11 protein-coding genes are annotated in these 11,563 nt (G+C 71.6%); 6 read left to right on the top strand and 5 right to left on the bottom strand.

Annotation, left to right across the window (positions count from 1 at the left end; all coding sequences use genetic code 11):
- Positions 1-134: 134 nt before the first annotated feature.
- On the bottom strand, positions 135-761 hold the full coding sequence (locus FXO23_RS47920; protein ID WP_158895421.1) for a flavodoxin family protein: 627 nt from the start codon (positions 759-761) through the stop codon (positions 135-137).
- 84 nt (positions 762-845) lie between these two features.
- On the opposite strand from FXO23_RS47920, the gene FXO23_RS47915 reads away from it, so the two are divergent.
- Both FXO23_RS47915 and FXO23_RS47910 read left to right on the top strand, forming a co-directional pair.
- Positions 846-1,505, top strand: coding sequence for a HemK2/MTQ2 family protein methyltransferase (locus tag FXO23_RS47915; RefSeq protein WP_425484983.1), 660 nt, complete (start codon positions 846-848; stop codon positions 1,503-1,505).
- Positions 1,477-1,698 (top strand): CDGSH iron-sulfur domain-containing protein, encoded by a 222-nt coding sequence (locus FXO23_RS47910; RefSeq protein WP_158895419.1) that lies wholly within the window; start codon positions 1,477-1,479, stop codon positions 1,696-1,698. Before FXO23_RS47915 ends, FXO23_RS47910 begins: the two co-directional genes overlap by 29 nt.
- On the opposite strand, the gene FXO23_RS47905 is transcribed toward FXO23_RS47910, so the two are convergent.
- Positions 1,695-2,708 (bottom strand): iron-containing redox enzyme family protein, encoded by a 1,014-nt coding sequence (locus FXO23_RS47905; RefSeq protein ID WP_158895417.1) that lies wholly within the window; start codon positions 2,706-2,708, stop codon positions 1,695-1,697. The genes FXO23_RS47910 and FXO23_RS47905 overlap by 4 nt on opposite strands.
- A 62-nt stretch (positions 2,709-2,770) precedes the next feature.
- Entirely contained in the window at positions 2,771-4,285 is a 1,515-nt protein-coding gene (locus FXO23_RS47900) for an FAD-dependent oxidoreductase (protein WP_158895415.1), read from the bottom strand.
- 117 nt (positions 4,286-4,402) lie between these two features.
- On the opposite strand from FXO23_RS47900, the gene FXO23_RS47895 reads away from it, so the two are divergent.
- A complete protein-coding gene (locus FXO23_RS47895) occupies positions 4,403-4,873 on the top strand; it encodes a DUF4383 domain-containing protein (protein ID WP_158895413.1) in 471 nt (156 codons plus the stop codon).
- Positions 4,870-5,940, top strand: coding sequence for an FUSC family protein (locus tag FXO23_RS47890; protein ID WP_158895411.1), 1,071 nt, complete (start codon positions 4,870-4,872; stop codon positions 5,938-5,940). Before FXO23_RS47895 ends, FXO23_RS47890 begins: the two co-directional genes overlap by 4 nt.
- A gap of 93 nt (positions 5,941-6,033) precedes the next feature.
- Here FXO23_RS47890 and FXO23_RS47885 read toward each other — a convergent pair whose 3' ends face one another.
- The gene (locus FXO23_RS47885) at positions 6,034-8,532 is read right to left on the bottom strand and encodes an ATP-dependent Clp protease ATP-binding subunit (RefSeq protein WP_158895409.1); all 2,499 of its coding nucleotides are present in this window, start codon (positions 8,530-8,532) and stop codon (positions 6,034-6,036) included.
- A 64-nt stretch (positions 8,533-8,596) separates the two neighbouring features.
- The gene (locus FXO23_RS47880; RefSeq protein ID WP_158895407.1) at positions 8,597-9,163 is read right to left on the bottom strand and encodes a hemerythrin domain-containing protein; all 567 of its coding nucleotides are present in this window, start codon (positions 9,161-9,163) and stop codon (positions 8,597-8,599) included.
- 119 nt (positions 9,164-9,282) lie between these two features.
- Here FXO23_RS47880 and FXO23_RS47875 point away from each other — a divergent pair, with 119 nt between their 5' ends.
- Positions 9,283-10,320 (top strand): glycosyltransferase, encoded by a 1,038-nt coding sequence (locus FXO23_RS47875; protein ID WP_158895405.1) that lies wholly within the window; start codon positions 9,283-9,285, stop codon positions 10,318-10,320.
- Positions 10,317-11,534, top strand: coding sequence for a glycosyltransferase (locus tag FXO23_RS47870; protein WP_158895403.1), 1,218 nt, complete (start codon positions 10,317-10,319; stop codon positions 11,532-11,534). Before FXO23_RS47875 ends, FXO23_RS47870 begins: the two co-directional genes overlap by 4 nt.
- Positions 11,535-11,563: the final 29 nt, after the last annotated feature.

The following is an 11,563-nucleotide window of genomic DNA, read 5'->3' as shown; positions in this document are numbered from 1 at the left end:
TCCGAGCACCACCACCCGCGCGGTGTCGCACTTTGTCGGCCAAGTGCGGCTCGTCGAACCGAAACGCCAGGTCACCAGTAGGTGGCCAAATGAGAGTCCGCTCTAACCGGCCCAAACACTCACGACAGCGATGACTAGCCGGGGGGCGGGTACTGCCGGGTCTTCAGCAGGCGGGCGGCGTGGACGGCGTTGATCGCCAGTTTCCGGGTGGTGCCCTCGACCGCGTCCGGGGTCTTCTCCAGATCCAGGTAGTCCTTGGGGTTCATCGCCTCGTAGTTCCAGTAGGTGCCCCCGTTCGCCGGGATGGTGAACCCGATGTCGTTGAGCGCCTGGAAACTGTCCGCGATGATCTTGTGCGCGCCGTCCTCGTTGCCGACCACCGCGAGCACGGCGATCTTGCCGTACATCGACGGGCGACCCTGATCGTCCGTTTCGGACAGTTCGGCGTCCAGCCGTTCCAGCACGCGCTGCGCCACGCTGGACAGGTGACCGACCCAGGTCGGCGTGGCGAACACCAGGATGTCGGCGTCGAGCACCTTGGCGCGCAGCCACGGCCATTCGTCGCCTTCGCCCATGTTCGTCCGGACACCGGGTTTCACGTCGTGGTCGACGACCCGGACGGTTTCGCCGCGGACGTCGTACTCGCCCAGCGCGTCGAGCACCTGCCGGGCCATCAGTTCGCTGCTGGAGGGTTCCGGCGAGGGTTTGAGGCTGCACACCAGGGCGAGCGCGTGCAGTTCGGTGGTCGTATCGGCAGTCATGTCCCCGGGCATACCCCGGCGAACGGCAGCGCAATCGTCGCGTTTGAACCGGAGCCGGAGTGGTACCCGCGCCGGGTGTGGCTGATGAGAATGCCGGGCGTCTACCGCCCGCAGGCGGACACCTGGCTGTTGACCAGGGCGATGCGCGAAGCCGGGATGCCGGCGGGCGCGCGGGTGCTCGATCTGGGCACCGGATCGGGGGCGCTGGCGGTCGCGGCCGCCGCGCAGGGGGCGCGCGAGGTGGTCGCGGTGGACCGGAGCCGCCGGGCCGTCCTCTGCGCGAACCTCAACGCCCGGGTGCGGCGGCTGCCGGTGCGGGCGAAGCGGGCCGATCTGCTGGACTTCCGGCGGGCGCGCGGGCGGTTCGACGTCGTCCTCGCGAATCCGCCGTACGTGCCGTGCCGGCCCGGGGGTGCCACCGCCCGCACGCCGGACCGGGCGTGGGACGCGGGACCGGACGGCCGCGCGCATCTGGATCCCCTGTGCGCCAACGCGCCTTCGCTGCTCACCGCCCGGGGCATGCTGCTGCTGGTGCATTCGGATCTCTGCGGCGCCGAGCATTCGCTGGCCCGTCTGCGGCGTTCGGGGCTCAAGGCCTCGGTCGTCGCCCGGGCGACCGTCCCGTTCGGACCGGTGCTGCGCGGCCGTACCGGATATCTGCTGGAAAGCGGCCTGATCGAACCGGGCCAGGACCACGAGGAGCTGGTGGTGATCCGTGCCGACCGCACCGAACGCCCCCGATGACCCCGGCCGCGAACGTCGCCGCGTGCGCGTGGTGCCAGGCGGGCCGGTCCTCGTCGAAGGACCGGTGGAACTCGAACTGCCCGACGGCCGGACGGTGACGTCGGATCGGTTCGTCGTCGCGGTGTGCGCCTGCCGCCGCAGCCGCCGCTACCCGTTCTGCGACACCAGCCACCGCCGCCGGACGCGCGGTTAGGGGGCTGGCGGCTGGGCGCGCAGCGAGGTCACGTCCCGTCGCCACGCGCCCAGCACGTGTTCGGCGAAGTGCGCTTCGATCAGCTCGGTGGCCTGGATGCCGAGGACCACGTCCCCGGCCAGTTCCGGTTCGTCGGCGAGCAGGCCGCCGACGACGTCGGTGCGCAGGATCTGCTCGTGCACCGCGTCGGCTTCGATGTGCTCGAGGAAGAAGATCCGGGATTCCGGCGTGGCGCCGAGCCGGTTCATCGCCTTGTCCAGGCGCTGCGCGCTGGGCGGGGTGCTGATCTCGGCGGCCGCGAAGTGCCCGACGAGCGCGCCGCGCAGCGCGCGGTGCAACCCGAACAACGACATCAGGTTCACCACGGCCAAGGTGCACGCGGGCGCCTGCTCGAGGTAGTGCAGGTAGCCCGGGTCGAGCCCGACCGCGGCCAGCAGATCGGCGTAGAGCCTGGAGTGCATGCACTCGCCGCGCCCGCCGCCGAACTCGTCGAATTCCACGGCGACCAGCGCGGCCTTGGCCTTGCCGTGCAGGCGCGGGATCACCCACGCGTGCGGATCGGCTTCCTTGTGGTGGTAGATCGAGCGGTGGGCCAGGTATTCGCGCAGGTGCCACCACTCGCCCTCGTCGCAGAGGAAGTGGCTGACCCCGGCGCCGTCCACCGGTTCGACCAGCAGGTCCTCGAGCGTGCCCGCGACATCGTCCCCGCCGGGCACGTCCGCCCGCAGCGCGGCCAGGAACACCCGTTCCAGCTCGCCGCGGAAGCGCAGCAGCTCCGGATCCCATTCCCAGCCCGCGCCGGTCTCGGCGAAGCCCCGGTAGTGCAGCTCGTAGCAGGTGTGCAGGGCGAGCTGCAGATCCTCGCCGTAGGGATCGGGATCGCGGACCTCGGGGTAGCGCGCGTGCTCCGGGTCGCCGCGCAGCGCGGTCACCACGGCGTCCGACAGCGGCCCGCGCGGCCGCGGCAGCCGGGTGGCGAGCCCCGGCCGGATCAGGGTGTCGTCGGCCATTCCCACCTCCACATCGAGTGATTGCCGACTGGCTACCCGAATCCCCCGATCTTCATGCGTGTTCAGGATTCGAGCTTGCGCAGTGGCCGGGTGGCGGGTCCCTGGATCACCGTGCCGTCCACCTCGAACCGGGAGCCGTGGCACGGGCAGTCCCAGGTCCGCTCGGCGTTGTTGAAGGCCACCAGGCAGCCGAGATGCGTGCAGTGCGCGCCCACGGTGTGCAGTTCCCCCTCGGGCGACCGGTAGGCGGCGACCACGGTCGCGCCGGTCCGGGCGACCCGCGCAGTGCCCGGTGCGAGATCGTCCACATCGGACTTCCCCAGCGCGCGCAGGTGGTCGCCCGCGAAGTAGTTCGCGACGGTGGCGTTGTCCTTGACCACGGCCGGTGCCGAGCGCAGGTCGAACCGGTTCGGATCGTACAGTCCGGTGGCCGGGTTTTCCTTGTCCAGCAGCAGATCGCGCAGCAGCAGCCCGGCGGCCGTCCCGCCGGTCATGCCCCACTGGCCGAATCCGGTGGCGACCCAGAGGTGCCGCGCGAACGGGTGGTACCGGCCGACGAAGGGCACCGAGTCCGGAGTGGACATATCGTGCGCGGACCAGCGGTGGGTGATCCGGCGCAGCCCGATCCGCGCGGTGGCCCAGTCCGCGAGTTCGGCGTAGCGCGCGGCCACGTCCACCCGCGCGCCGGTCCGGTAGTGCGCGCCGCCGACGATCGCCAGGGATTCGGCGTTCGCCGCGAACGCGCGCACCGATCGGTGGGTCCGCTCGTCCAGGTACATCGCCGCGGGGGTCCGGTCGCCGGGCACCGGACCGGCCACCACCAGATCGCGGACCGGGTCGAGCCGGGCGAAATACAGCCCGCGGTCCAGGATCGGATAGTGCGTGGCGACCACGATGTCGCGCGCCCGCAGCGCGCCCCGGTTGGTGTGCACGGTCGGCGCGGGCTGCTCCTCGACGCCGAGCGCGCGTATTCCCTCGAGCACCTGGCCGCCGTGCCGCTCGATCGCGTCGGCGAGGCCGAGCAGCCAGCGCCGGGGGTGGAACTGGGCCTGCTTGGCGAAGCGCACCGCTCCCGCGGCCGGAACGTCCAGGTCGACATCGTCCACATAGGACGCGGGCAGTCCCGCGCGCTGAGCTGCTTCCGCTTCTCGCCGGAGCAGGTCGGTCCGGCCGGGTTCGGTGGTGTAGACGAAGGAATCGCGGCGGGCGAATCCGCAGTCGATGCCCAGTTCGGTGGCGGTGTCCGCGATCCATTCCAGCGCGGCGGCCTGGCTCGCGGCGTACCGCGCCGCCGCCTCGGCTCCCCGGTGGCGCTCCAGCGGTTCGTACTTCACCGCGTGCTGGGTGGTGAGTTTCGCCGTGGTGTGCCCGGAAACACCCGCCCCGACCTCCCGGGCCTCCAGCACGGCGACCGTTCTGCCCGCGCGGGCCAGCAGGTACGCGGTGGTCAGCCCGGCGATCCCGGCGCCGAGCACCACGACCTCGGCCTCGTCGGGCAGGGGGCGCCCGCCCCGGTCCGGTGCGGGCGCGGTGTCCACCCACAGCGACCGCGGGCGGGGCAGGGCATCGGCGTTCATCGGTCCTCCCGGTGTGCACTCGTGCCCGAGGGTTCCCGGCGGTGCGGAGCCGAAACGCAGGTGTACCGGCGGGCGGTCCGGGTAATCAGCGGATGACCGCGGCAGGAAGGAATCGCCATGTCTCGTCCCCAGGACGCACCATTGCCCCCGCAGGACGTTCCGTCCTACACCCGGTTCCGCGCGCCCGTGCAGGGCGCCGCGGTGGCCGTCGGGGCCCTGTTCCTCGGCGTCGGCGTGCTGGGGTTCGTCCCCGGGGTGACCACGGATTACGCGGCCATGGACTTCGCCGGTCATTCGGCGGCGATGCTGTTCGGGGTGTTCGCCGTTTCGGTGCTGCACAACCTCGTGCACCTGGCGTTCGGGATCGCGGGCCTGGCGCTCAGCCGGACCTCGCGCACCGCGCGCGGTTTCCTGCTCGGCGGCGGGCTGATCTACCTCGTGCTGTTCCTCTACGGACTGCTGGTCGGCGAGAGCAGTCCCGCGAACTTCGTGCCGGTCAACGCCGCCGACAACTGGCTGCACCTCGGCCTCGCCGCGGTGATGATCGGGCTCGGCGTGCTGCTGGGCGGGCGTACCGCGCGCCGGTGACCTGGGGACCCCTCGGCTGGCTGGGCCGGGCGTTCCGCGTCCCCGGAACGGAACGGCGCACCCTGGCGCAGGCGGTCAAGGCCGCCGTCGCCGCGGTCGGCGCCTGGCTCGTAACCGCCGAATTCCTCGGCCTCACCCAGCCCTTTCTCGCACCCTACGCGGCGGTTTTCCTGATCGAGGCGACCGTCTACCGGTCCCTGCGGTCCTGGGCGCAACAGGTCGGCGCGGTCGCCGTCGGCGTGCTGCTGGCCGCCGCGGCGGGGCAGTGGATTCCGTCGATCACCGTGGGGATCGGCGTGACCGTGCTGGTCGGGCTGCTGATCGGCAACTGGTCGATCTTCGGCGAAGCCGGCCAGTGGATCGGCATTACCGGGATGTTGCTGGTCTCGTACGGCACCGCCACGCAGGGGGTCCTGCTGGCCGATCGGCTGCTGGAAATCGCGCTCGGCGCCGCCATCGGCACGGCGGTGAACGCGCTGATCCTGCCGCCGCTGTACGGCGAGCGGGCCCGCGAGGCCACCCAGCGGCTGGGCCGGCAACTCGCCGACGTGGTGGCCGCCCTGGCCGAAGCGGTGCGCGGCGAGGACGCGGGCGACTGGCAGCGCATGGCCCGGGACGCGGAAAGCCTGGTGCGCCGGGCGGAGGAGGCGAGCGGTCGCGCGCGGGAAGGCAAGCGGCTGAACGTCCGCAAGCGCGCGTTCCGGCTGCGCGCGCACGAGGATTGGTTCGAGCCCCCGCTGGTGGCACTGCGCGAATCGTGGCGGCACATCGACCACCTGGTGGCGGCGATCCGGACGATGACCGAACAGGGTGACGAGCCCCTGCTCGATCCGTCCGCCCCGCGCGCCGACTTCGCCGTGCTGCTGGACGAAATCGCCGAAACCATCCGGCTGCGCGTCGATCCGGAATGCGCCCCGGAACGGCTTTCCGAGCACCTCGAGCGCTGCCGGAGCCGGGTGGACGAGGTACACCGCTCGCTGACCGGCCCGACCGATCACGTCGCGAGCCTGGGCGCTCTCGTCCTCCCGGCCCGCCACATCCTCCGCCACCTCACCCCGTCCCGGTAGCGCGAAGGACGCACGCGAACTCTGCCTACCGGAACGGGGAACTCACACTCCCGAAACGGGGAACTCGCACGTCCGGAACGGGGGACTCGCGGGCTAGGGGGAGACGTCGAAGGCGAGGCCGTCGTCGTCCACGCCCACCAGCACCTTCGAACCGGCGGGCAACTCGCCGCGCAGCAGGAGCCCGGACAGCGGGTTGTCCACCTCGCGCTGGATCGTGCGCCGCAGCGGGCGGGCGCCGAATTCGGGCTGGTAACCCGCCTTGCTCAGCCACCGGACCGCCGCCGGGGTGAACTCGACGGTCACGTCCTGGGCGTGCGCGCGCCGCCGGGTCTGTTCCAGGAGCAGTTCGGTGATCTGGTCGAGCTGCTCGGCCTCCAGCCGCCGGAAGACGATGATCTCGTCGATGCGGTTGAGGAACTCCGGGCGGAACGATTCGCGCAGCTTGCGCATCAGCCGCTCGCGCAGCGGCCGGTCGGTGTCCGTGTCGCGCGCCGGGGTGAACCCGAGCGCACCCTGGGTGCCGCTCACGATGAGTTCCGAACCCAGGTTGCTGGTCATGATGAGCACGGTGTTGGCGAAGTTCACCGTGCGGCCCCGCCCGTCGGTCAGCCGGCCGTCGTCGAGCACCTGGAGCAGCACGTTGAACACTTCCGGATGCGCCTTCTCGATCTCGTCGAGCAACACCACGGAGTACGGCCGCCGGCGGACGGCCTCGGTGAGCTGACCGGCCTCCTCGTAACCGACGTATCCGGGCGGCGCGCCGATCAGCCGGCTCACCGTGTGGCGTTCCCCGTATTCGGTCATGTCGATCCGGATCATCCGGTCCTGGTCCCCGAACAGGGCCTCGGCCAGCGCCCGGGCGAGTTCGGTCTTGCCGACCCCGGTCGGCCCGAGGAACAGGAAACTGCCGAACGGCCGCCCCGGTTCGGCGAGCCCGGCCCGCGACCGCCGCACGGCCTCGGCCACCGCGGCGACCGCCTCCTCCTGGCCGACGACCCGCGCGTGCAGGTGTTCCTCCAGGCGCAGCAGCCGGTCGCGTTCTTCCTCGGTGAGCTGGCTGACCGGCACCCCGGTGAGCCTGGAGACCACCTCGGCGATCTCCTGGGCGCCCACCCGCGGCGCGCCGTCCGGCCGGCCGTCCGAACTGGCCCGGCTGAGCCGTTCGCGCAGCTCGGCGATGTCGTCGCGCAGGGTGGATGCGCGTTCGAAGTTCTCCTCGGCGACCGCCTGGTCCTTGTCCCGCCGCAGCTGGTCGAGCTGGGCCTCCAGCTCGCGCACCTGGTTCGGCCGCCGCCCGGACCGCAGCCGGATCCGGGCACCGGCCTGGTCCACCAGATCGATGGCCTTGTCCGGCAGGAACCGGTCGGTCAGGTAGCGGTCGGCGAGGTTCGCGGCCGCGACGAGCGCCTCGTCGGTGAAGTGGACCTGATGGTGCGCCTCGTACCGGTCCCGCAGGCCGTGCAGGATGGCGACGGTGTCCTCGACCGTGGGCTCGGGCACCAGGATGGGCTGGAACCGGCGCTCCAGCGCGGGGTCGTGCTCGATGTCCGACCGGTATTCGTCCAAAGTGGTCGCCCCGACGATGTGCAGTTCCCCCTTCGCCAGGGCGGGTTTGAGCATGTTCCCGGCGCCCATCGAACCTTCCGAGGAGCCCGCGCCGACCACGGTGTGCAGCTCGTCGATGAAGACGATCAGCTCGTCGCGGTGCTCGCGGATCTCGGCGAGCAGATTGGTCATGCGTTCCTCGAAATCGCCGCGGTAGCGGGTTCCCGCGACCATCGCGGTCAGATCGAGCTGGATCACCTTGCGGTTGGCCAGCAGATCGGGTACGTCGCCGTCGGCGATGCGCTGGGCGAGCCCTTCCACGATCGCCGTCTTGCCGACCCCGGCCTCACCGATCAGCACCGGATTGTTCTTGGTGCGGCGGGAAAGCACCTCGATCGTCTGCTCGATCTGCTCGTCCCGCCCGACCACCGGATCGATGTTGCCGGCCCGGGCCTGCTCGGTGAGATCGCGCCCGTACTGGTCGAGGGTCGGCGTGCGGCCGCCGCCCTGGCGTTCCGTCGGCGCCGCATGCTTCCCGGGGGCCATTCCGCGCTGCAGGGCCTCGGGGGAGGCGCCGGCGCGCGCGAGCAACTGCCCGGCCGCCGATTCCACGTTCACCGCGAGCGCGAGCAGCAAGTGCTCCGGTCCGATGTAGGACGAGCGGAGCTGCCGGGCGATGGCATGGGCGTCCAGCAGGGCGCGTTTCGCGGCCGGGGCCAGTCCGGTGGGCGTGCCCCGCGGCTCGGCTGCCCGCGGTTCGACCTGCTTCGCCAGGGCGTCCGCGTCGGCCCCGGCGCGTTCGAGCAGCTGCCGCACGGCCGGGACCTGGGTCGCCGCCCAGAGCAGTTGTTCGTCGTCGACGTCGTTCCGGCCCGCATCGGCGGCCTTGGCCGCGGCTTCGGCGACGAGGTCACGCGCCTGATCGCTCAACAAACGGGTGATGTCGACCGAATGCGGGCGGCGCCCGGGAAAGGCGTTCCCGAAGAACTGGGCCAGAAACTGGTCGAACGGGCTCGAACCCGGGCCCGTGGCGAAGAACTCCGTCATCAGTGCTCCTTGGGGCGGGGCCGGGGGCGCGGGCCATGGAAAAGTTCCCCCGGCCCCGGGCTGGTTATGCGTCGCGGTTGCTCAGCCGGTCGCGGACCCGGTCGATCAGCCCGGCGCCCGGGTCGAGGATCAGGTTCAGCGGCGGTTTGCTGGGCGCGTTCGGATGCGGCCGGGTCGGCGCGAACTCCTTGGCCCGCAACACTTTCTCGCCGAGGTCGCGCAGGTCTTCGGGTGCGCAGGCGGCCTGCAGCTTGGGCAGCAGGTCGGCCTCCTCCTCGTCGATGTGGTGCCGGACGTCGGCGATGAGCTTGCCGATCATCTGGTCGAACCGGGGATCGGCGGGATCGAGGTCCTCCAGCTCCTTCATCTCCTGTTCGGCCTGGGCGTGCTCCGCGATCTCGTGGTCGGCGATCTCGTCCCCGTTGGCCAGGACACGCCGGGCCGCCGGGTACATGAACTGCTCCTCGGCGACCGAGTGCCGCACGAGTTCGGTGATCACGTGGTCGGCCAGCTGCCGCCGGTGCTCGGGGGTGCCGTGTCCGCTTTCCAGTTCGCGGAACACCCTCTCCACTTCCCGGTGGTCCGAAGTGATCACCGAAATCAGATCGGTGTTCTGCTCGGTGGCGGTCATCGCTCCTCCTGGTTGAGGCGTGGTGGGAGTCGGGTCCTCCGGCTACCCGGCGTCCAAGCGGAGCAAACGAGTCACCGGGTCACGCGTTTAGTCGTGCACAGAGCGGCAATGACTACTCCATGACGAGTGCGGTGAGTACACGAGTGACCGAGCGCGGCCTTCGCCTGCTCGTGTGGCATGTCCACGGTTCCTGGACCACGTCGTTCGTGCAGGGGCCACACACCTATCTGCTGCCGACGGTCCCCGGACGCGGGCCGGACGGGCGCGGGCGCGCGGGGCGGGCGTGGCCCGAACGGGCGCACGAGGTGGCGCCCGGGGACCTGCCCGGGGCCGGGGTGGACGCGGTGATCCTCCAGCGTCCCGAGGAACTGGAGCTGGCCCAGCGCTGGCTGGGGCGGCGTCCGGGCAGCGAGATCCCGGCGATCTACGTGGAGCACAACACGCCGCGCGGAAACGTGCCGGACACGCGGCACTTCCTGGCGGGGCGGGAGGACATCCCGGTCGTGCACGTCACGCACTTCAACAGTCTGATGTGGGACACCGGAATCGCGCCGACTCGGGTGATCGAACACGGCGTGGTGGACCCGGGCCGGTTGTACACCGGCGAATCGAGGTCCGCCGCGGTGATGATCAACGAACCGGTGCGGAGATGGCGGGTCACCGGGACCGATCTGCTGCCCGCGTTCGCGGAGGTCGCGCCGCTGCAGGTGTACGGCATGGGCCTGGACGGGCTGACTTCCGCGCTGGGCGCCGATCCGGCCCGGATCCGGCCGGTCGGCGATCTGTCCCAGCCGGAACTGCATCGCGCGGTCGCGCGGAACCGGGTGTACGTGCACACCGCGCGGTGGACTTCGCTGGGCCTGTCCCTGATCGAAGCCATGCACCTCGGCATGCCGGTGGTGGCGGTGGCCAGCACGGAAGCGAGTCGCGCGGTGCCCCGCGAGGCCGGTTTCGTGTCCGCCGACATCACGGAGCTGACCACCGCGCTCGGGGAACTGCTGGACCATCCGGATCTCGCGCACCGCATGGGCAGTTTCGGACGCGAGTTCGCACTGGCCCACTACGGAATCGAGGCGTTCGTGCGCCGCTGGGACGAACTGCTCCTGCGGGCGGTCCCGGAGACCGCGGGAACCGCGGCGAGAGGAGGGAGTCGATGAGGATCGCGATGGTGTCCGAGCACGCCAATCCGCTGGCGGCGCTCGGCGAGGTCGACGCCGGAGGGCAGAACCTGCACGTGGCCGAGCTGTCCGCGGCGTTGTGCCGGGGCGGCCACGAGGTCACCGTGTACACCCGCCGCGACGATCCGGACGCACCCGGCGAGGTGTTCGCGCCCGCCGGTTATCGCGTGGTGCACGTCCCGGCCGGGCCGGCCGAACCGGTGCCGAAGGACGAGCTGCTGCCGCACATGGGGGAGTTCGGCCGGTTCCTGCGGCGCATGTGGACCCGGGAACCCCCGGACGTCGTGCACGCCCACTTCTGGATGTCCGGCCTGGCGTCCGTGCTCGCCGCCCGCGCGGTGGGCGTGCCGGTGGTGCAGACCTTTCACGCACTGGGCGTGGTCAAGCGGCGGTTCCAGGGCGACGCGGACACCAGCCCGCCGGACCGGATCAGACTGGAACGGATGATCGGCAAGGAGGTCACGCGGATCCTCGCCACCTGTTCGGACGAGGTCTTCGAGCTGATCCGGATGGGCGTGCCCCGCGCGAAGATCTCGGTGGCGCCCTGCGGGGTCGACCTCGAACGATTCGTCCCGGCGGGCCTGGTCGAGCGCGGGAACCGCCCGCACCGGATCGTCACCGTCGGCAGGCTGGTGCCCCGCAAGGGCTTCGCCACCGCGATCGCCGCGCTTCCCGGTGTCCCGGACACCGAGCTGATCATCGCCGGTGGCCCGGCGAGCGGCCGCCTCACGGACGACCCGGAGGCCACCCGGTTGCTGGAACTGGCCGACCGCGCGGGCGTCCGCGACCGCGTCACCATGACCGGCCAGGTGTCCCGGGACCAGATGCCCGGCCTCCTCCGCTCCGCCGATCTCGTGCTCTGCACCCCCTGGTACGAACCGTTCGGGATCGTTCCGCTGGAGGCCATGGCCTGCGGGGTGCCGGTCGTCGCCGCCGCGGTCGGCGGGCTGACCGACACCGTGGTGGACGGTGTCACCGGTGAACTGGTCCCGCCGCGCCGCCCGGACGAACTCGCCGCGACCCTGCGCGGACTGCTCGCCGATCCCCTCACCCGCCAGGCCTACGGGGTCGCGGGCTGCGATCGCGCCCGGTCGCGCTACTCCTGGGACCGCGTCGCGCTGGACACCCTGCGCGCCTACGACCGGGTGGTCCCGGCCGAACTCGCCCTCGACCGCGTGGCGGGTGGGTCGTGAGTGGACAGACCGGTTCCAACCGGCCTGTC

The sequence above is a fragment of the Amycolatopsis anabasis genome, assembly GCF_009765355.1.
Classification (GTDB): Bacteria; Actinomycetota; Actinomycetes; order Mycobacteriales; family Pseudonocardiaceae; genus Amycolatopsis; species Amycolatopsis anabasis.
Note: the sequence above shows the minus strand (reverse complement) of the source record. Positions and strands in the feature narration are given on the sequence as shown.